The 19,971-nt window shown below is 38.4% G+C and carries 18 protein-coding genes and 1 pseudogene; 7 read left to right on the top strand and 12 right to left on the bottom strand.

Translation table 11 applies throughout. From position 1 onward, the window contains the following. Positions 1 to 9: 9 nt before the first annotated feature. A complete protein-coding gene (locus CVS93_RS03530; protein WP_107686602.1) occupies positions 10 to 438 on the bottom strand; it encodes a copper resistance protein NlpE in 429 nt (142 codons plus the stop codon). Between the two features lie 80 nt (positions 439 to 518). On the opposite strand from CVS93_RS03530, the gene CVS93_RS03525 reads away from it, so the two are divergent. Then, a complete protein-coding gene (locus tag CVS93_RS03525; RefSeq protein ID WP_107686601.1) occupies positions 519 to 1,433 on the top strand; it encodes an SPFH domain-containing protein in 915 nt (304 codons plus the stop codon). Then, positions 1,430 to 1,822: an NfeD family protein gene (locus tag CVS93_RS03520; RefSeq protein WP_021090625.1), complete on the top strand. Its 393-nt coding sequence runs from the start codon at positions 1,430 to 1,432 to the stop codon at positions 1,820 to 1,822. Before CVS93_RS03525 ends, CVS93_RS03520 begins: the two co-directional genes overlap by 4 nt. A 22-nt stretch (positions 1,823 to 1,844) precedes the next feature. Here the strand turns inward: CVS93_RS03520 and CVS93_RS03515 are convergent, their stop codons facing one another. Continuing rightward, positions 1,845 to 2,051, bottom strand: coding sequence for a hypothetical protein (locus CVS93_RS03515; protein ID WP_107686600.1), 207 nt, complete (start codon positions 2,049 to 2,051; stop codon positions 1,845 to 1,847). A gap of 132 nt (positions 2,052 to 2,183) precedes the next feature. Between CVS93_RS03515 and CVS93_RS03510 the strand changes: the two genes are divergently transcribed. From CVS93_RS03510 to recG, 3 genes are read left to right on the top strand one after another with little or no spacing between them, the layout of a single operon-like run. Then, complete coding sequence (locus CVS93_RS03510) at positions 2,184 to 3,230, top strand: dehypoxanthine futalosine cyclase (RefSeq protein WP_103590803.1); 1,047 nt, start codon at positions 2,184 to 2,186, stop codon at positions 3,228 to 3,230. After that, positions 3,231 to 4,460, top strand: a complete 1,230-nt coding sequence (locus tag CVS93_RS03505; protein ID WP_107686599.1) for a M16 family metallopeptidase — start codon at positions 3,231 to 3,233, stop codon at positions 4,458 to 4,460. It begins immediately after the preceding gene. Continuing rightward, positions 4,450 to 6,267: an ATP-dependent DNA helicase RecG gene (gene recG / locus CVS93_RS03500; protein ID WP_107686598.1), complete on the top strand. Its 1,818-nt coding sequence runs from the start codon at positions 4,450 to 4,452 to the stop codon at positions 6,265 to 6,267. The genes CVS93_RS03505 and recG overlap by 11 nt, the downstream gene beginning before the upstream one ends. A 65-nt stretch (positions 6,268 to 6,332) precedes the next feature. On the opposite strand, the gene CVS93_RS03495 is transcribed toward recG, so the two are convergent. The 4 genes from CVS93_RS03495 to CVS93_RS03480 form a co-directional block, all read right to left on the bottom strand. Then, positions 6,333 to 6,539 (bottom strand): excalibur calcium-binding domain-containing protein, encoded by a 207-nt coding sequence (locus CVS93_RS03495; RefSeq protein ID WP_107686734.1) that lies wholly within the window; start codon positions 6,537 to 6,539, stop codon positions 6,333 to 6,335. 84 nt (positions 6,540 to 6,623) lie between these two features. Further along, on the bottom strand, positions 6,624 to 7,397 hold the full coding sequence (locus tag CVS93_RS03490) for an ABC transporter ATP-binding protein (protein ID WP_107686597.1): 774 nt from the start codon (positions 7,395 to 7,397) through the stop codon (positions 6,624 to 6,626). Further along, the gene (locus CVS93_RS03485) at positions 7,397 to 8,404 is read right to left on the bottom strand and encodes a FecCD family ABC transporter permease (RefSeq protein WP_107686596.1); all 1,008 of its coding nucleotides are present in this window, start codon (positions 8,402 to 8,404) and stop codon (positions 7,397 to 7,399) included. The genes CVS93_RS03490 and CVS93_RS03485 overlap by 1 nt, the downstream gene beginning before the upstream one ends. Positions 8,405 to 8,408: 4 nt before the next feature. Beyond that, a complete protein-coding gene (locus CVS93_RS03480) occupies positions 8,409 to 9,464 on the bottom strand; it encodes an ABC transporter substrate-binding protein (protein WP_107686595.1) in 1,056 nt (351 codons plus the stop codon). Between the two features lie 217 nt (positions 9,465 to 9,681). Here CVS93_RS03480 and CVS93_RS03475 point away from each other — a divergent pair, with 217 nt between their 5' ends. Together CVS93_RS03475 and CVS93_RS03470 are read left to right on the top strand one after the other, a co-directional pair. Next, positions 9,682 to 11,913 carry a nitric-oxide reductase large subunit gene (locus CVS93_RS03475; protein WP_021090748.1) on the top strand — a complete coding sequence of 744 codons (2,232 nt, stop codon included), beginning with the start codon at positions 9,682 to 9,684 and terminating at the stop codon, positions 11,911 to 11,913. A 71-nt stretch (positions 11,914 to 11,984) separates the two neighbouring features. After that, positions 11,985 to 12,527 carry a DUF1523 family protein gene (locus CVS93_RS03470; protein WP_107686594.1) on the top strand — a complete coding sequence of 181 codons (543 nt, stop codon included), beginning with the start codon at positions 11,985 to 11,987 and terminating at the stop codon, positions 12,525 to 12,527. Positions 12,528 to 12,563: 36 nt separating this feature from the next. Here the strand turns inward: CVS93_RS03470 and CVS93_RS03465 are convergent. From CVS93_RS03465 to CVS93_RS03440, 6 genes and pseudogenes are all read right to left on the bottom strand, one after another. Further along, positions 12,564 to 12,767 (bottom strand): annotated as a pseudogene (locus tag CVS93_RS03465) (DUF5131 family protein); the annotation flags it as partial. 244 nt (positions 12,768 to 13,011) lie between these two features. Then, the gene (gene hpf, locus CVS93_RS03460; protein WP_087579818.1) at positions 13,012 to 13,539 is read right to left on the bottom strand and encodes a ribosome hibernation-promoting factor, HPF/YfiA family; all 528 of its coding nucleotides are present in this window, start codon (positions 13,537 to 13,539) and stop codon (positions 13,012 to 13,014) included. Positions 13,540 to 13,619: 80 nt separating this feature from the next. Then, positions 13,620 to 14,042: a hypothetical protein gene (locus tag CVS93_RS03455; RefSeq protein ID WP_107686592.1), complete on the bottom strand. Its 423-nt coding sequence runs from the start codon at positions 14,040 to 14,042 to the stop codon at positions 13,620 to 13,622. Then, on the bottom strand, positions 14,042 to 15,058 hold the full coding sequence (locus CVS93_RS03450) for a type II secretion system protein (protein WP_234400077.1): 1,017 nt from the start codon (positions 15,056 to 15,058) through the stop codon (positions 14,042 to 14,044). Before CVS93_RS03450 ends, CVS93_RS03455 begins: the two co-directional genes overlap by 1 nt. Then, on the bottom strand, positions 15,055 to 15,750 hold the full coding sequence (locus CVS93_RS03445; protein ID WP_054196360.1) for a type II secretion system protein: 696 nt from the start codon (positions 15,748 to 15,750) through the stop codon (positions 15,055 to 15,057). Before CVS93_RS03445 ends, CVS93_RS03450 begins: the two co-directional genes overlap by 4 nt. After that, positions 15,744 to 19,961: a hypothetical protein gene (locus CVS93_RS03440; RefSeq protein WP_159071513.1), complete on the bottom strand. Its 4,218-nt coding sequence runs from the start codon at positions 19,959 to 19,961 to the stop codon at positions 15,744 to 15,746. Before CVS93_RS03440 ends, CVS93_RS03445 begins: the two co-directional genes overlap by 7 nt. Positions 19,962 to 19,971: the final 10 nt, after the last annotated feature.

Below are 19,971 nucleotides of genomic sequence, written 5' to 3'. Positions count from 1 at the left end.
CTTTAAAATTTATTTTACGCGTTTAAAGATGTATTTATCTTTTAACTCGCCAGTGACCTCTTTTTGATCCATATCTAGCATTTTTAGGTTCTCGCCTTCTATTTTATAAAAGCTTTTTTCTTTATACTCATCAATCGTTGTTATCACACCATTTTCGATTGAGTATTTGCCTTTACTAACGGCTTTGTAGTTGTCTTTTGACTTATAGTCCATCACGCTTTCAAATGTGCCATCTTTTTTTAATATTAAGCGTGAATCAACACCCATGCAACTAGCGCAAGGTAAAAATGCTTTATAAGTGCCCTCGATGCTGCTAATTGGAGCTTCGCAGCTACTTTTTACTTCACATTTGCCTTGTGGGACGTTTGCGTTTTGGCTAGATGAGGCACAACCTGCCAAAAGTAGAGTCGCACTTAGTGCAAATATAAAATTTTTCATGCTAATCCTTTTTGAAAATAAAATTTAAAATGTATTATAATACTTAAGAAAATAACAAATTATAAATTAAAGGAGTAAAAATGCAAATCGAAGCATTTGGCATTTTAGTCGTAGTTCTGGTTATCTTTGCGTTCTTGTTTTTAAAGGCTGGCATCAAGATCGTCTCACAAGCTGATAATCTACTCATTGAGCGACTTGGCAAATTTCACAAAGTGCTTGATGGCGGATTTCACATAATCATCCCATTTGTCGATCAAATAAGAGCGATAATCACCGTAAAAGAGCAGCTTGTAGACATCACAAAACAGCAAGTCATCACAAAAGATAACGTAAACATAAGCGTCGATGGTATCGTCTTTTTGAAGGTCTTTGACGCAAAAATGGCAGTTTATAATGTCGATAATTATAAGCGTGCCATTGCAAATTTAGCCATGACTACGCTTCGTGGCGAGATAGGTGCGATGAATCTTGACGATACACTAAGCTCACGTGACCGCCTAAATGCCGCACTTCAAGTGGCTCTTGGCGACGCTGCTGGCAACTGGGGTGTAAAGATCATGAGGGTTGAAATTTCTGAAATTTCTGTCCCACTTGGTATCGAAGAGGCGATGAATATGCAGATGAAGGCTGAGCGTGAAAAACGCGCGATCGAGCTAAAAGCCTTGGCTGAAAAAGAGGCTTTAATACGCAACGCCGAAGCGCTAAAACAAGAAAAAGTGCTTCAAGCAGAGGCGATCGAGCGTATGGCTGATGCGAAAAAATACGAGCAAATAGCCATCGCAACGGCTCAAAAAGAGGCTATGGATATGATAAATGATAGCATGAGTAAAAATGCAAATGCGGCTGAATTTCTGCTCGCACGAGACAGGGTCGGGGCGTTTAGTGAACTGGCTAAAAATAGCTCAAAAGATAAAATTTTAGTCCCTTATGAGGCGGCCGAGCTTATTGGCTCCCTTAGCGTTTTGAAAAATTTCCTAGCTAAGGATAAGGCGTGATCAGCCCTTTTATAATGATAGCAATCGGTGTGGTTTTGTGCATCACCGAGTTTATCTTTTTTTCATTTTATTTGCTATTTTTTGGCATAGCTTTTATAGTAGTTGGAGCTATAAATTTTGGTTTTAGTTTTGCTTGGAGCTATCAAATTTTAATTACAGCAGCGATTGCGATCGTGCTCCTTGTGCTTTTAAAAGCACCGTTAAAGAGTAAATTTATGTCCAGAAAAGAGAGCTTTAACGAGGAATTTTTAGACGAAGCCGGAGTTGGCGAGATCAGAGAAAATATGGTCTATTTCAAAGGCACACTTTGGAAATATGATGGAAATCTAGCTAATGGAGAGAAGGTGACGGTTCTTGGCACCAAAGGTGACAAGGTGATATTAAAATAAAAGTGCCATTTGGCACTTTATACTATTTTGCGTGAGCTGGGCAGCCTGCTGGCATTTGCTCATGCATCGCCCCTTGCATGCCATGATATGGGCAGCTTGGCATATTTTCTTGCATCATTTTTTGATGATGAGGACAACCGCAACCTTCGTGGCTTGCTGGCTTTGGCTCATTTTTAGCACAACCAACTAAAAATAGTCCGCAAATAACGGCAAATACTATCTTTTTCATAACTCTCTCCTTTAAAGAATTTTTCACATTTTAGCCTTTAAAAATTAATTTTTCATAATGCCTGATTTATCATATTTAAAAGCATTTTTGGCTAAACTTTCGCCCAAAAATAAGCAAAATAAAAGGTTAAATTTGAAAAGACTTAGTGTAAATGAAGCCATCGATCTAATAGAAAATGCACCGCTTTACGAGCTTGGCAAGATGGCGCTAGCTAGAAAAAAAGAGCTTCATCCAGAGGGCATAACAACCTTCATCGTAGATCGCAACATCAACTATACAAACGTCTGCTGGGTGGATTGTAAATTTTGCGCATTTTACCGCCACGCAAAAGAGGAAGACGCTTATGTGCTAAGTTTTGAGGAGATCGGCAAAAAGATCGAGGAGCTAATAGCCATTGGCGGCACGCAAATTTTATTTCAAGGCGGCGTGCACCCAAAGCTAAAGATCGAGTGGTACGAGGAGCTTGTAAGCTACATCAGCAAGCACTATCCAAGCATCACGATACATGGCTTCTCAGCCGTTGAGATCGACTACATCGCAAGAGTTTCGAAAATTTCTACAAAAGAGGTCTTAAGACGCCTAAACGAAAAGGGCTTATACTCGATGCCAGGGGCTGGAGCAGAAATTTTAAGCGACCGCGTTCGTGACATCATCGCCCCTAAAAAGTGCGACACCGCAGACTGGCTTCGCATACACAAAGAGGCGCACGAGCTTGGCATAAAAACGACTGCGACAATGATGTTTGGCACGGTTGAGAGCACTCGTGAGATCGTGGAGCACTGGGAGCACATCAGAAATTTACAAGATGAAACGGCTGGGTTTAGGGCATTTATACTTTGGAGTTTTCAAGGGCTAAACACAAAGCTCATGCAAGAATTCCCTGAGATCAAAAAGCAAAGTTCAAACGTCTATCTAAGGCTTCTTGCGGTTTCAAGGCTATTTTTGGATAACTTTAAAAATATCCAAAGCAGCTGGGTCACGCAGGGCAGCTACGTAGGTCAGCTCGCACTTCTTTTTGGTGCAAACGACCTTGGCTCGACAATGATGGAGGAAAACGTCGTAAAGGCGGCAGGTGCAAGCTTTAGGATGAATCAAGACCAGATGATCGAGCTTATAAAAGATGTCGGAGAAATTCCAGCCAAGCGCAACACAAACTACGATATTTTGGAGAAATTTTAGATGAAAATTTTAGATATCAATGTAAAAAATGTAAAAATCCCAGTCGTTTTTGAAAGCTCAAAAGCGATGCCAGTAGTGAGCCTAAAATTAGTTTTCAAAGCAGCTGGTAGCTCGCAAAATGGTAAGCTAGCAGGCCTTGCAAGACTAAGCGCAAATTTGCTAAACGAGGGTGATATGAAGCTAGGCTCGGCCAAATTTGCCAAAGAGCTTGAAGTAAGGGCAATCAGCCTAAATGCAAGTTGTGGCTTTGAGACATTTTGCATAGATATAAACTGTTTAAAAGAGCACTTTGCCTTTGCGTGCGGCAAGCTAAAAGAGCTACTACTCGCTCCAAATTTGACAGATGAGATCCTGAATAGGTGCAAAACCGTCACACTTGGCGAGATCGCAGCAAATGAAAACGACTTTGACTACGTGGCAAGGCAAGGGCTTTTTGAGCTTTTATACCCAAAAAGCGTGCTTGCTCTGCCAGGTATTGGCACTAAAAAGAGCATAAAAGCGATCACACTTGAAGATGTAAGCAAATTTTTAAACGAGTACTTAGATCTTTCAAATTTGCTTTGTGTGCTAGGCGGCGACATCGACGAGAAGCAGACAAAAGAGCTTACTAGCGTTTTAGAAATTTTAAAGCCTGGTAAGGCGCGAAAGCTAGAGCGCTTTAGCCCAAGCGACAAGTGCGAAAGTAGCGAGATCATCAGACAAAGCGAGCAGGCATACATCTACTTTGGCGCGCCGTTTAATGTAAAACCTGAGGAGAAATACAAGGCCGCAGTGGCGACATTTATCTTGGGTGAGGGTGGCTTTGGCTCAAGGCTTATGGAGGAGATCCGCGTGAAAAGAGGGCTTGCATACAGCGCCTACGCTAGAAATTTGCTAAATCTCTCTTACAGCCAGTTATATGGCTACATGCAGACAAAAAATGAGAAAAAAGATGAGGCGATCGCCGTTATAAAAGAGGAAATTTTAAAATTTAGTAAAAAAGGCGTTAGCAAGGCCGAGCTTGAGCAGGCGAAGAAATTTTTACTTGGTTCGTTGCCGCTTAGACTTGAGACGCTATTTAAGCGCCTTGACATCGCGCAAGGCGAGTTTTATGAGCATGGCGAACTTGGGGCATTTTTAAAGGATCTGGATAAAATTTCAGCCCTTTCGCTAAACGAGCTAAATAGCTTCATAAAAGCCCACGCAGAGATAAATGAGCTAAGCTTTTGCGTTTTAAAAAATGAAATTTGAAGCAAGCGACAGAGCAAAACTTCTAAAAATAGGCGTGCTTAGCCTGCTCGACCTTGCTCTTGTGCTGCCAAAGGGCTTTGAGGATACGACGATCGCTAAGAGCCCAAGAGAGGGGCAGGTCTGCATAAATGTAAAGATCACTTCTCTCGCCTCGCGCCCTGGCATGCTAACAGCACTTGCCTTTTGCGAGCAGTGGCAAAGTAGCGTAAAGATCGTCATTTTTAACGCAAAGTCCTGGCACTACGGCGCTTTTAAGGTCGGCAAAGAGATGGCGATATATGGGCTTTGCTCCTATGCCTTTGGCTCGTGGCAGATCGTAAATCCAAAAATCACCACAAAAACAGGCCAGATCGTGCCTAAATTTAAGACCGAGCTAAAAGATGATGAAGTCAAAAAACTTGTTTTAAAATATATAAATTTACAAAATTTATTAGCCGAGGGCTTAAATGGAAAAGAGGCTCAATTTCTAGCTGATCTGCAAAGGCTAGATGAGCAAAGCGTACAAATTTTATACCGCCTAAAAAACGATAATGAGGGTGTGCACATTTTAAAATTTGTAGAAATTTTTAACTACATAAAAAAGCTAAGCGCTAAAAAAACCTACTTTAAAAGTCCTAAGATCAAGCTTTTTGATATAAGCTCTTGGCTTAAAAGCTTGCCATTTACGCCAACAAACGACCAGATAAACGCGATAAATGATATAAGAGACGACCTTAGTGCCGTGCAGGCAAAAAGGCGCGTCATAATGGGGGACGTGGGAAGCGGCAAGACGCTAGTGATCCTAGCAGCCGCTCTTAGCGTATATCCGCAAAGTGCCATTTTGATGGCGCCAACAAGCATCTTAAGCGAGCAAATTTATAACGAAGCAAAGAGGTTGCTGCCCGCTTTTATGAATGTGATGCTGGTGCGAAGTGGGGAGAAAAAGATAGACTTTAGCGGGGTAAATTTGATCATCGGCACGCATGCGCTTCTATTTCACGAGCTGCCAAACTCGCCACTTGTCATGGTCGATGAGCAGCACCGCTTTGGCTCAAACCAGCGCAAAAAGATAGAAGAGCTTGCCTCAAACGAGTATGAGCGAGCAAATTTCGTGCAGTTTTCAGCTACGCCTATACCTAGGACGCTTAGTCTTATCCAGTCTGAGATCGTAAATTTTAGCTTTTTAAAGCAGATGCCGTTTAAGAAAAATATAACGAGCCAAATTTTAGGCGCTAGCGAGTTTGGCTATCTGCTCGCTCACATCAAAAAGCAGCTTGCGGGCGACTTTCAAGTAGCTATCATCTATCCGCTAGTTGATAGCAGCGAGAGCTCAAACTACCAAAGTCTAAGCGAGGCGCAGGGCTTTTGGCTAAAGAATTTCAAAAATGTCTTCGTCACGCATGGCAAGGACAAAGAGAAAGAGGAAATTTTAAGGAGGTTTAGAGAAGAGGGCGAAATTTTGCTCTCTACGACGGTTGTTGAGGTCGGCATCTCGCTACCAAGGCTAAATACAATAGTGATCGTGGGCGCTGAGAGGCTGGGGCTTGCCACGCTTCATCAGCTGCGAGGCAGGGTGGGGCGAAATGGCGGCGATGGATACTGCTTTTTATTTACCAAGCTAAAAGAGGCGCCAGCTAGACTAAAAGAATTTTGCGCGACAAACGACGGCTTTAAGGTGGCCGAGCTTGATCTGAAAAACCGCCAAAGCGGTGACATACTAAACGGCTTTGTACAGCATGGAGCGACATTTAACTTCTACGACTACGAGGATGATATCACACAGGCTGCAAAGGCTAGAGTGGCAGCGCTTGCTAAAAATAATGCCTAGTTGCTTTAAATTTTTGATTTAATTTTGTTAGCTTTAAATTTTTAGTGGAGTAAAATTTAATAAAATTATTTTCCTACTCTACGTTCTTTGCATATATTCTCGCATGGCATACCGTCATGATCGCGGTCAAAGCCACTGCGTCCACACTCTTTTAGATAGTGATATGCTTCTTCACAACTCTTCATCTCTTTGCAGTAGCGTTTAGAGCAATCAAATTTATCAGCCGCATTTGCTATCAATGCAAAAAATAAAATCAAAACTAACTTTTTCATTTTTACTCCAAAGGCAGTATGTGTGAAATAGCAAAAATGCAAAAGTGCTTTCAAAAGAATTTATCCTTTTGAAAGCAGATAAATTTAAATAGGATATGTTAGGCAACACTCTCTTTGCACTTCGTCGATGTAGCTCACGTTTAAATTTAGTCCGTAAAGCTGGCTTAAATTCTCACTTCTGATGATCTCATCAACCGTGCCAAATCCAACCTCGCCATCACCCTTTACAAGTGCGACATATCCGCCAAGAAGCACGGCAAAGTCAGGGTTGTGAGTGGTTAGCACGACTGAGTAGCCAATCTCTTTTAGCCACTTGACGGTGCGTAGGAATTTATACTGGTTGCCAAAGTCAAGTGCGCTCGTTGGCTCGTCAAATATGATCATCTTTGGCTGCGCAGCCATCGCACGTGCGATCATGCACATCTGCTTTTGACCACCACTCATCTGCGTGATGAAGCGATCCTCAAGATACTCGATCTCAAGCTTTTTAGTATAAATTTTAGCGATCTCCTCGTCCTCTTTGCTGGGTCTTGCAAAGATACCAAGGTGTGCTGCACGTCCCATCGTAATAAACTCAAGCCCCGTGTAGTCGTACTCTGTGATCTCGCTTTGAGCGACGTAGGCCATTATTTTTGCTCGGTCTTTATTGCTTAGACTCTCTACGTTTTTACCATCAAGGAAAATTTCTCCAGATACTGGCTTTAGTGATCCGCTTATTAGCCCAAGAGTTGTTGATTTGCCGGCTCCGTTTCGCCCAAGTATGGTTAAAATTTCGCCTGCACCTATCTTTAAATTTACATTTTCTAGTTTGCCAGCTCCATTTGGGTAGCTAAAGTTTAAATTTCTAACTTCAAGCATCACGCAACCTTTTTATTTCGCCACAATACCCAGACGAAAAATACTGTGCCGATAAAGCCAGTAAGTACGCCAAGAGGCACTTCGCTCACGCTTATGCTACGAGCTAATGTATCTACAAATAGTAAAAACATCGCACCCATAAATATGCTTGCTGGCATGCTTTTTATGTTGTTTGCGCCAACTAGCATTCGCGCTAGGTGTGGCATGAGGAGCCCAACCCAAGCGACTATTCCGCTTATGCAGACGCTGCATGCTGTAAGAAGCGTAGCGCAAATGATAACGATAGCACGTTCAAAAGCGACATTTACGCCAAGTCTAGCTGCACTCTTGTCGCCAAGAGAGAGTAAATTTATACGCCAGCTCATGGCGATTAGTAAAATGGCGCAGATGATCATCACTGGGGCTATAAATTTTAAATTTTCGCTATCAAGCTTTGCAAGGCTTCCAAGCTGCCAGTAAACGATGTCAGGTAGCTTTGTTTCAGGATCAGCGACATATTTTAAAAAGCCGATCATCGAGCCCATGAGGCCGCTTACGATGATACCAGAAAGAACTAGCATGAGCGTGCTTGTGCGCCCCATCATCTTTGGTATGGCTAGAGTGATAGCAACAGCTGCTAGACCAAAGCCAAAAGCAAAAGCCTGCACCCAAAATAGCGATAGATCAAAGATGATCGCGGTGGCAGCTCCTACGCAGGCACCTGCTGATACGCCTAGGAGATCTGGGCTTACTAGCTGGTTTTTAAAGACGCCTTGATAGGCAGCACCGCTCACGCTAAGAGCGGCTCCAACAAGGATAGCTGCGATGATACGAGGTATACGCAAATTTTCTATCACATTTGTGATGTTGCTAGCTGCACCCTCGCCGTAGCCAAAGCTGTGAGCTAGCACGCTAAAGACGTCGTTAAATGGTATGTAAAATCTACCAACGCCAAGTGCGACAAAGGCGCAAACAAGCGTTAGTAGAGCTAAAAAGATAACAACTAGCGAAAAATTTGTGTTTTTCATAATCTTACTTGCTGCTACCGTCTGGATTTAGAGCTTTTAAGATATAGCCATACTCTTTGTCACTAAGATCGTGATTTAAAAACTCCTTATAAAACTCTTTTGTTTTTACTTTCATATCGATATCTTTAAATAGATCTGGTTGGATAGTTTTTGCTGCCCATAAAATTTGAAGAATGCTTTCAGCACCATATCTATCCCAGCTCCATACACCTTTTGGGTTGCCGTAAATTTTGCCGTTTTTAACAGCGTTTGAGCCAGAGAATGCAGGATGCTCTTTTATCTTTTTGATCTGTGCGTCTGTGTCATTGCCGCCAACGATGATGATATCAGGGTTTGCATTGATGATCTCTTCAGCGCTAACTTCGATCATAAAACCCTCAGTATTGATAGCATTTACGCCTCCACCTAGCTTGATCCAAGTGTTTTGGATAGTGTTTGTGCCATCAACTTTTAGTAAATTTGCGCCACCAAGCAAGTGAAGTACTTTTGGACGTTTAGCGTCAGGGATGTTTTTTGTTCTTGCTGTTACAAACTCAGAGTTATCGTGGATTTTATTAGCAAGTTTTTCAGCTTTTTTTCTAGCATCATCAGTGCCTATGACTTCAGCTGTTGCATAGATGCTTTTCTCCATATCTGGATAGTCTCTAAAGATCAAATTTACCGCGCTAAAGCCATTTTTGATAAGTTCATCTTGAAAATTTTTGTTATACACTATGATAACGTCAGGTGCAAGTTTAACAAGCTCTTCGATCTGAAGGTCTTTGCCATTTAGTGCAGCTGGTAAATTTTTAAGTTTTGGATAGACGTGCTCAAACCACTTGTTGTTTTTGATCAGATCAGTTGTGGCTACAACCTTATCCATACCGCCAAGTGCTAGGATGATCTCGTTGTTTGCATTCCACAGTGCTGCGATCTTCTCAACCTTCTCAGGCACGCTTACTTTTACGCCTTTCATATCTGTGATGCTTCTAGCAGACTCAGCTGCGTTTAGACTAAGAGCCATAAATAGTGAAGCAACAAGGCTAAATTTGGTTACTTTATGCATAAAATTTGTTTGCATATTTTTTCCTTTATTTTTGAAGTATAAACATGTATATTAATAATATTTATATTAATTCTATGTAAATTTTGCATATACATTATGAAAAATTTGCATATCTTGTAAATTCTTATAAATCTAATAGGATAAATTCTCTCCTTTTGTTGACATATGTCATTATTTGCTTTTTTAAAATGAGATAAACTTCGCCTTAAAATTTTTAAAAAAAGGAGAATCAATGCGTGAATACAAAAAGTATTGGCTAGCACTTGTTGCAGTACTAGTAATTTGCTTTAGTATTTTAGGCTACTACGGCGTTGAGGTTTATAGAAGCTCGCCACCAGTTGTAAATTTTACAGATGAGAATGGCAATGTCGTGATCGACAAAGAGAGCATCTATAAAGGTCAAGAGGCCTGGCAAAGCATAGGAGGTATGCAAGTTGGCTCTGTTTGGGGACACGGCGCATATCAAGCACCTGATTGGAGTGCGGACTGGCTTCACAAAGAGTTAGTTATATTTTTAGAGTTAAAAGCAGATGAAATTTACCACTCAAAATATGCTGACTTAAATGATGAGCAAAAGGCAAATCTAAAAGTTCTACTTAAAAAAGAGTACCGAGAAAATGGCGTAAAAGACGATAAGATCGTACTTAGTAGTGATAGATTAAAGGCTATGAAACAAGTAAGCCAAGAGTATTCATCACTTTTTGGAAATGACCCTAAGTTTAAATCTTTAAGAGAAGCTTATGCGATGAAAGAAAATACTCTTCCAAATGCTTCTGATAGAGATGATCTTAATAACTTTTTCTTCTGGTCAGCCTGGGCAACCGCAGCAAACAGACCTAACAGCGATGCTACATACACAAACAACTGGCCACATGAGCCACTAATCGATAATGTACCAACAAGCGAAAATATCTTTTGGTCAATCGCAAGCGTTGTAATACTTATTGCTGGTATTGGATTTCTTGTTTGGTTTAGCTCTTTTTATGGCAAAAAAGATGATGAAAAGTTGGAAGCTATTAGCGAAGATCCACTTAGTAAATTAAGCCTAACTCCATCTCAAAAAGCTCTTAAAAAGTATCTTTTTGTAACTTTGGCTCTTTTTGCATTCCAAATTTTAATAGGCGGCTTTACAGCTCACTATACAGTAGAAGGACAAGAATTTTACGGTATAAATTTATCAGCTTATATTCCTTATTCACTTGCTAGAACATGGCACATTCAGGCTAGTATTTTCTGGATTGCGACAGGATTTTTAGCAGGCGGTCTTTTCCTAGCACCTATTATAAATGGCGGTAAAGATCCAAAATTCCAAAAGCTTGGCGTAGATTTATTATTTTACGCACTACTAATCCTTGTAGTTGGCAGTTTTGCTGGCGAGTATTTAGCAATCGCAAATATTATGCCTATAAATTTAAGCTTCTGGTTTGGACACCAAGGATATGAATATATCGAGCTTGGACGTGTTTGGCAAATTATTTTATTTGTTGGTCTTGTCATTTGGATGCTACTTTTACTTCGCGGATTTATCGGCGGATTTAAGAACAAAGGTGACAAAAATTTACTTGCTATCTTCGCAGCTTCAGCTGTTGCAGTTGGATTATTTTACGGAGCAGGATTATTTTACGGCCAAAGAAGCCCACTTCCAGTGATGGAATACTGGCGCTGGTGGGTTGTACACCTTTGGGTTGAAGGCTTTTTTGAAGTCTTTGCTACCGCTTCACTTGCTTTTGTGTTTGTTAGTCTTGGTCTTGTTTCAAAGAGATTTGCTACATTTTCAACACTTGCGAGTGCATCACTTTTCCTAGTAGGCGGAATTCCAGGAACTTTCCACCACTTATATTTTGCAGGCACTACAACACCTATAATGGCAGTTGGCGCTAGCTTCTCAGCACTTGAGGTAGTTCCTCTTGTATTGCTTGGTGCTGAAGCTTATGAGCATTATAGACTTCAGTTTGCTCAAACTTGGGCTAAGACATTAAAATGGCCACTTTACTGCTTTATCGCAGTTGCTTTCTGGAATATGCTAGGTGCTGGTGTATTTGGATTTTTAATCAATCCTCCAATTTCACTATTTTATATCCAAGGCCTAAATACGACTCCAGTTCACGGACATGCTGCGCTATTTGGTGTTTATGGATTTTTAGCACTTGGATTTGTTTGGCTAGTAGCTACTTATCTGTTCAAAGGTCAAGAATTTGACGAGAAACTTATGAAAGTAGGTTTTTGGGGCTTAAATATAGGCCTTATGCTAATGATCGTGCTTTCACTACTTCCAATAGGAATTTATCAAGCATTTGCAAGCCTAGAGCATGGTATGTGGTATGCAAGAAGCGCTGAGCTTTTACAACAATCACACTTACAAAATTTAAGATGGGTAAGAATGATTGGTGATACGATTTTAATAATCGGTGGAATCAGCTTCCTTGCACAACTTCTAAAATTTATGCTTAATAAAAAAGCTTAAAATTAAAGGGGCATTTTGCCCCTTTATTAAGCTATCTTTTCATAAAATAACGCAAATTTAAAAGGAAAGAAATGATTACATTTTTTAAAAGAATTTGCGTTATTTTTATTGTACTCTTACACTCTTTTTTAGCTCTTGTAGTTGATTATTCATTTCCACATTATGCAAATGTACAAATCACAGGTAGCGATCTCAAACGTATGGACAAAGATGGTATCATCGATGCTAAAAATCCAGCTGATGGCCTTACTAGAGATATTTATCTTATCTATACTAAAGATTCTAATAATCCAAATAAAGTCATGGCTTATAGAAATGAAGATACCGCATGGGGATTTCCGTTTTATTTTAAATTTAACTCAGCTGATGTACAAGCCAAGGCTCAAGGCTTTGCAAATAGCGATAAAAACGTTACTGTAAAATATTATGGATATAGAATTTCTATGCTTCAAGAGTTTAGAAATATTATATCGCTAAAAGAAAACTGCAATGATACTAGTTGGCCGGTAGCTAGCTATGTATTTTACTTTATCTTATTTATCTCGCTAATCATTTGGATAAGAAAGATAAACAAGGCCTTTACACCAAAGGTTAGTGAAAATTTAGAGAAATAACTTAGCGATTATTTTTTGTTTTGATTATTGGATATTTTAAAAATCAAAAAGAGAGCCTTGTCTCTCTTTTATCTTTGGAAATTCTTTATACCTGACGCCATCAAGCGTTTTTAGCTCGTTTGCTCTGTTGCGACATTTGCCGTTTTCGTCTATGCTTCCCCAGCCCATAAAATAAAATGCCACGCTTTGGTATTCGCACTCATTTTTTAGGGAAAGTATCCACTCCTTTTTCATGGCACGTGCTTCTTTGCCTTGCCATTCATCGGTTGTGACCTAATTTAGTTCGCTAAGATCTTCTTAAAATGGCTTACAGGGAAGTCTTCTTGTATCTAGATCTATCTTATGCAAGGATATCTCTATTCTATTTTTGAAAATTTAAAGCCATTTGCTGGCGTAGCAGTTTTTGTAACAGGGTTTCTTGGATTTCAGAAAGAAAATTTATAGTGAATTAGCATAAATTTTAGGGGCAAAGCTGCCCCTATTTTTAGTAAAGACCAAAAGTTCCGTCTGTTCTTTTGTAGATCACACGCATTTTTGCGTCAACGTCATTAAATACGTAAAATTGTTTATCGCTTGATTTTAGTTTATCAAGTGCCTCTTCTACCTCAAGTGGTTTATAAATTTCAAGCTCCATAGGCACGATCTCCTCGACACCTTCGATCTTTTCTTCGCCTATTCTTGAGCGAAATTCTTTATCGTCAGCCTTGCCTTTTACGGTAAATTTCTTATCATGCTCTCTTCTTAAAACTTTTGATGCTTTTTCGATAGCAAGATCGATCGCAGCGTAAAGGTCTTTATCTTTTTGGCGAACGACTATGGTGTCTTTATGGGCCATATTTAGAGAAAATTCTGCATTAAAACCTTTCTTACCTTGTTTTTCATCGGCTGCTACAACACATCTTGCTGAGATGATATCAAGATTGTATTTACCAAGCGTATCAAAAGCGTCTTGGATATAGTTTTTGATTGGCTCTGTTAGCTCAAATTGTTTTCCTACAATGCTTATGTTCATCGTAATCTCCTTTATAGAAAGTAAGATGATTATAACACGCTAAAACTAAAAACAAATTAAACTAAAATCTTTATAAAATTTTAAAGTTTCTGAAGAGTTCGTTTGTGAAAATTTATAGGATTTGGCGTTTTTTTATCTTTTGATGTTACAAAAACATCAAAGATCATGTTGCCAGTACTTGCGACTCCGTTTGTTCCTGGCATAATGGTCGGTGGAGTGCATATACCGATATCGCCAAAGTAAGTTATTTTTACTTTAAAGTCGAACATATCGTTAAAATCTCCATTTACTTTATCTAAGCATTTGTTTGAGAAATCAGTTCTAAAAATTTCAAACATCGCATACTCTGCTGCTGCTTGAGCAACGAGTTGTGCTTGCTCTCTTAGATAAATTTCACTGCTTTGTCTGGCTGATGTGCTGGCTATCGAAAGAGCAAGAGTGCTGATAGAAGCTGCCACAACTAGAAAAAATATCGCTGCTATTAATGTAAATCCTTTTCTCATTAATAAACCGCCTTTGACTTGCAAATGGTTATTTCTGATTTTTCTGCTTTAAGGCAAAGCTTTAGCGCGATGACACCATTTTTTTCCGTGAAGACAAATCTTGTTACGTGTTTAGCTAGTGTTGCATTTTCGGCTTTGATATCCTTTGTGGATGTTGAGCTAAATTTTTTAAAGCTTTCATTTAGCCATGGCCTATAATTGTAGTAAATTTTAAGGTCAAAAGAGCCATTTTGTATATCCTCGGCACTTTGCTCAGCTGGCGCTATGGCAATGGCTGTGTAAGCTAGCTTATACTGTTCTGAAATTTTTTTATTTTTAAAATCACTTGAAATCTTAAGCGTGTCGATTGATTGTATGCCAACTTTTGCGATATCTAAGTGCCTTTGGTCTAAATTTTCTTGATAGCCAAAGCTACTACCAACTCTATAAAGTATGCTAGAAAATATCGCTACTAAACCACCATTTTCATTATTGGCGTTTATGCACCTAGAGCCACTATTTACATCTTCTTCATTGCTATCATTTTCGCAGGTCAAGTCCATTATGCCGTTTCTAAAAGCATCATTAAATTTGCTCCCAGGACTTTTTAATCCATTTGCAACAGAGCTATTTGCAAGATCTACATATCCGCTATATATGCCTTCTTCGATGATAGGATCTCCGTTAGTATCATCTCCTTTATATTCGTTTATGCCATCAAATAGCTCATAAGCAGCTGGGATAAATTCTAAAATTTCAAAGTCGCTACTTAGATTTACGCCACTATCATTTAGAGCTAGGTAATCTCCATTTTTTTTCCTAGCGATAACGCTTTGTTTGATTCTGTGGCTAAGCAGCATTGAAATTTGCTCTAGAGCGATTTCGCTTTGTGTTTCTAGTTCGTTTATTACTTTGCTTTGAAAATAGTTTTGATATAAATTCATAAGCGTGTTAAAGCTCATAAGTGAGATAACGCCAAGTACGGTGATGACTATTATTAGCTCAATTAATGTAAAAGCTTTTCTTGTTCTTTTCATTTCCATTCTTTTACACTTAGAGTGCTACTTTCACCTATGTTAAAGGCATATCCATAAAGTACGCTTTTGCTCTCTTTTGTAGTTTTCATAGTCGTATCTAGCTTTATCTGTAAAACGTCACTATCATTTAAAGGAGTGCTAACTACAAATTTATCAGCTCCATTTGTTATGGTTGGAGTCGTCTCTGTATCTATGATAAAGTCGCGTTTGGTAGTGCTAGCAGTTGGCGAGATGGATTTTTGGGTATTGAAATTTTTGATAGATTTTACTTTAAAATTTACGCTTTTGATTGATTCTGGAAGCTTTGAATCACTAGGCCTTGTGGCACATGCAGATGAATTTTGTACCGGATATGCAAGTATCCTATGTCCTTCTCCTTTTACACCACTTTTTTCATAAAAATCTGGATTTGCCCCTTGGTCGCAGATAATAAGAGGAAAAATTATAGCCTCTTGAGTGGTTATAGATGATGGCATGGTATTTTTACCGGCTATTAAGACTTGATCACTAAATGGTGCTTTTAATATTAATGACATATAGGTTTTAGCATTCATTAGTCCTTCTTGCATTAAGGACTGCTCACTTAAATTTGAAGTAGTTCTTACCGCTAGTGGCAAGCTTGCACTTACTATGGCTACTACAAGCACTGACAAGATAAGCTCTATCAATGAAAAGCCACCTCTTTTTACCACTCTATTCTCCTGTTTGTCTTATCGCTTATATCTAGGCTACTATCACTATTTGATTTTACTCCTATAAAACCTCCAACTGCACCGCTTGTCTTATCTTCTATGTTATTGCTTTTTAGGACTTTACCAGCCCATTCGCCATTTGGTACTAGAAAATTTAGATTGAAATTATTTGTTTCAGGTTTCTCATCAAATTCACTATAAAGAAGCCAACTAGGTGCTCTCATTTTAGCCACATCAGTAACTGCCGAATGGTTTCTTATAAAAATTATTTGCTCACCATTGCTTATGTTACTTACATCATTTCTTAAAACAGTACCGCTGTAAGTGTTTGTAAAGCTAAAGTCATGATAGTTAAGTACTCCTGCGCTATGTTTTGGATTGGTAGCCCAAAATGGTGCAGCTGGAAAGTCTTGCCATAGTTTGCCATTATCTTTCATATAGATATTTTTATTGCATCCATCGCAGTAGGCACCATAATAAATTTTGGCATAAAAACCGCTATAAAGCCCTTCATAAAATGGTGCATAAACCCTACCAAAGTAAAATTTTGCTGTTGTTTCTGTTGTTGGTTTTTCATATTTTTTTACTGTATCGGTACTATCTGACATGCCACTAAAACTAAAATCATTACTTGAAATAGTAAAAGGATTTTTGGCATGATTTACTTTTCTTTCAAAATTAAAATATACTTCACCTTTGCCTACGCCATTTACAAAAGTATTTTTCTCTACATAAAATGTTGATTTTGTAGCACTTGGATCTATTGCTTTTCTAGTGTTTGAGCCAGGAATTTCAAAAAATAAAATTTCTTCATTTGCTTTTGCTAATGTACCGGCATTGCCATCATTATCTGTAAAATTTAAAGGAACTCTGTCTAGCTTTATATCAAAGTTCATATTTTTTGCATAGCAATCTTCATTATAAAGCTTTGCAGGGTCATCGTTAAACAGCCTAGCAGTTACTTCAAAGTCAAGCTTTGCTTTTTGTATGCCTTCATTATCAAGGTATGTTATATCGTTGTCTTTTGTTATCTTTAACTTACTTATTTGTATATCTTTTGGCCTAAATAGATAATCTCTATTACCTTCCAGCTTTATGCTGCATCCGATCCTTCCTTCTTGAGCAGTATCTTGTGACGGATCGTTGCTAATTGAGTTTTTTACACAATCATCAGCTCTTGATGGCGTATGTTGATCAGTTGTTGTATAGTCTTTGTCCAATACATAAAAATATGTATCGCCTATATCTGAGTAAGAAAAGCCAACAGGTCCACTTGATGTGTGACGGAAAATTTTACCCAATGCTTTATTTGGATCGTTAAAATCTACGCTTAGTTTGTTCTCACTTTCTATAATGCTAGGATCACAAGTCGCACTATATGCTGGTACAAGTTTTATCTCTCCATTTGAGCCACTTATGTTATTTGTATAACCATTTGCTAAGCCACTATCAAGAGGTTTCATAGCTGCAAGAGCAATGTTATTATAAACTTTGCCGCCTATTAAAACATTGTTATTATTGATCGTATTCTTGTCAGTATCCCATAGCCTAAAGTGACTTGGTCTTATAGCAAAATCATCTAATTTTTCGCATTCAACCTTTGTAGTATTTGTCACTGGATCAAGATGAGAAATTCTAAATTTTACGCTTTTATAGGCTCTATCAATACTAATGCCTGACAACAAAATATCAGTTACGCCATTAAAAGTTATATCTTGTTCATATAAATTTGTTGGAGCACTGCAAGACTCGACCAACTCTACTTTTACATCTACTGGGGCATCTGGTACTTTTTTGTTGCCATCTGTATCATAGTTTGTGATATAGACATTAAATGGCGTAGAAACGATTTTGGTTAGAAGTCTATTTTTAAATTTAGTTTTAAAAGTTGCCGAGCCATCGTCTTGTCTATTGCTTGCGACGAAATTATTTGGACTGGCACTAACGCCTAAAGTAATGTTGTAATTTTGATTGCTACATCTTCTTATATATGTGTCATAGGGCTGTAAATTTATATCAGCATTTGCAACTGTGGCTTTGTAACTATTTGGCTCAAATTTAGACTTAAGGGTTGTTTCATATATGGCATAAGCGTAGTTGCCTTGATGAATTAGCATTTCTCCACCCTTATTTGCAGCCGCACCTTGTCCTAAATAAAAAGTTAAGTCATTTCCGCTTAATTGCTGCAAGCCTGTGTTGTCGCTATAGTGTACCTGTCCTGACATAGTAAGCAGATCACTAGGTCCTTGCGATGCTTTATCTGCGTATATGTAAGTTGAGTTTGGATTATAAATTTGACTTGGATCTATTGTAGCTTTTAGCGCAAAGTCTTGGGCAGCTTCATTAGTATTGTTTGTAACTTCAACGAAAGTTTTTAAAATAGTATTTGCTGGCACTACTGTTGGAGTATTTTCTTGCACCTTTGTAAAAGTACTATCGCTAGGTTTTTTTGCATAAATATACTCCATATAGCAAACATCTGGTTTATATATACGAGAAGAAAAGCCAACTAGTGCTAAATTTATACGGTCAGCACTTACGACATTAGCACCGCCTGAGCTTTTAATCGTCGTAACTGTAAATTTTATATCCGCTTCTTTTTGAGCATATGACATTTTGTCTGATATATCGAATATATCTAAGTCTGCTTGAGAGTGAAATTTTTTACCTGGATTTATAAGTTGTCCAAATTTTGTCATAGTAGAGTTAAACTGATCACCTTGTGCGTTATATCCGCTGGTAATACTCTGATAGCTACCACCTTTTTTTATCTTGATATCTTCACCTTTTGTTTCTGGCTTGCCGCCAAATGAAAACATTGTGAGCGAAGCATCTATATTTCCTGCTTTTGGTGTGTAGATATTTTCAAATTTTACATCTATGGTTGAGCTCTTTACAGTACCAAATGGATCGCTTGACTTCATCCAGTCTGCTGCAAGTCTTTCTAGCCCATCAAATATACTAACAAGCTTTGGCTCTATATTGTTTGCTGCGGCAGTTTTATCATCAAAGTCATAAATGATAACCAAGCTCCAAGCTGCAAATTGTGGTGCGATGGATTGTATCCAGTAGCCATTTTGTCCTTGGACTGGCGAAAACAGCAGTGTGCCGTATGTTTTTTTTAGTTTTCTATTAGTAGAGTTGTTTACCTTATATATGCCATCATTTGGGTCTATAAATTCATCACTAAAGGGAATCGTAGTGGATCTGATATTGCCAGCATAAAATGTCCTATCTGACTCACTAGTACCAAGAGAATCTCTAACTATATCTGTTACATCGGCACTTGCTACATATTGGTAGTTTATTCCAGCCTTTACATAGTAGCTATTAGACTCGTTTTGATTATATGATTCAAGAGTCATTGATTTTGGTTTATACTCACTAAATGAGCCAAACCAAAAAACATCTTTTGGATCAGCATCTATTGTGATTACATTTTTTCCAGGAGCTTTAAAATCAATCCTGCTATATCCTTTTATGTAATTTAAGGCACTTACATATAAATTTGACCCAAGATTTTTTATGGCCCAGTTTTGATAAAGAGAGCCACCCCAATAAAGCCTGCCATAGACTACGTTTTTACCTTTTAAATTATTTTGTATAAAGGTATTTTTCTCACTAAAATCAAATGTGGAAGAGGATGAATTTTTACAATAAGGATGCTTGCTAGGATTATAAATATATGTTGTTTGACAAAGTGTGTAATTGCTAGGCGAAAAATTACCAGTATCTAAAAATATTCTATCGGCTGTAGATGATGTTCTTGTTACGTTAGATGGATCTGGAACAAAATTATATCCAGCGTATTGTGGAATCATAATAGTAGCACCAATGGTAGCTATATCTCCATTTACTCTGGTATTTAGATTTCCATTTATTGATCTTTGTCTTAAGCCTTTAGAGTGATCATCCCACATACCTATTAATGATCGTTGATTCCATGGAGAAAATTGCTCAACGTAAATATGATAGTGATCTTGTGCTAAGCCTGAAGAAAAGCTATTGGTATCTATCGTCCAGGTTCTATCAGATTTTCTTATGCAATGTGGGATATTTTTAGAAGAGTTGTCTTGATACTCTTCAGCGTCTATAAAGCAAGAATAATTTGCTCCACTACAACCAATAGATGCTGCTTCTGCTGTTGTACAAGCTCTGGGTGCACAAAAACCAAACGTGACAATAAAACAGAGTAAGTATGCTATCTTCACAACAAATCCT

It is taken from the genome of Campylobacter concisus (assembly GCF_003048535.1).
GTDB lineage: Bacteria > Campylobacterota > Campylobacteria > Campylobacterales > Campylobacteraceae > Campylobacter_A > Campylobacter_A concisus_S.
The sequence above is the reverse complement of the archived record's forward strand: the minus strand, read 5'-3'. Positions and strand labels throughout refer to the sequence as shown.

Excerpts from the sequence above, each read along its gene's own strand:
- CVS93_RS03475 (WP_021090748.1), top strand. The coding sequence starts at position 9,682 with ATGCGTGAATACAAAAAGTATTGGCTAGCACTTGTTGCAGTACTAGTA.
- recG (WP_107686598.1), top strand. The coding sequence starts at position 4,450 with ATGAAATTTGAAGCAAGCGACAGAGCAAAACTTCTAAAAATAGGCGTG.
- CVS93_RS03515 (WP_107686600.1), bottom strand. The coding sequence starts at position 2,051 with ATGAAAAAGATAGTATTTGCCGTTATTTGCGGACTATTTTTAGTTGGT.
- CVS93_RS03525 (WP_107686601.1), top strand. The coding sequence starts at position 519 with ATGCAAATCGAAGCATTTGGCATTTTAGTCGTAGTTCTGGTTATCTTT.
- CVS93_RS03490 (WP_107686597.1), bottom strand. The coding sequence starts at position 7,397 with ATGCTTGAAGTTAGAAATTTAAACTTTAGCTACCCAAATGGAGCTGGC.
- CVS93_RS03530 (WP_107686602.1), bottom strand. The coding sequence starts at position 438 with ATGAAAAATTTTATATTTGCACTAAGTGCGACTCTACTTTTGGCAGGT.
- CVS93_RS03480 (WP_107686595.1), bottom strand. The coding sequence starts at position 9,464 with ATGCAAACAAATTTTATGCATAAAGTAACCAAATTTAGCCTTGTTGCT.
- CVS93_RS03450 (WP_234400077.1), bottom strand. The coding sequence starts at position 15,058 with ATGAAAAGAACAAGAAAAGCTTTTACATTAATTGAGCTAATAATAGTC.
- hpf (WP_087579818.1), bottom strand. The coding sequence starts at position 13,539 with ATGAACATAAGCATTGTAGGAAAACAATTTGAGCTAACAGAGCCAATC.
- CVS93_RS03495 (WP_107686734.1), bottom strand. The coding sequence starts at position 6,539 with ATGAAAAAGTTAGTTTTGATTTTATTTTTTGCATTGATAGCAAATGCG.
- CVS93_RS03485 (WP_107686596.1), bottom strand. The coding sequence starts at position 8,404 with ATGAAAAACACAAATTTTTCGCTAGTTGTTATCTTTTTAGCTCTACTA.
- CVS93_RS03470 (WP_107686594.1), top strand. The coding sequence starts at position 11,985 with ATGATTACATTTTTTAAAAGAATTTGCGTTATTTTTATTGTACTCTTA.
- CVS93_RS03455 (WP_107686592.1), bottom strand. The coding sequence starts at position 14,042 with ATGAGAAAAGGATTTACATTAATAGCAGCGATATTTTTTCTAGTTGTG.
- CVS93_RS03505 (WP_107686599.1), top strand. The coding sequence starts at position 3,231 with ATGAAAATTTTAGATATCAATGTAAAAAATGTAAAAATCCCAGTCGTT.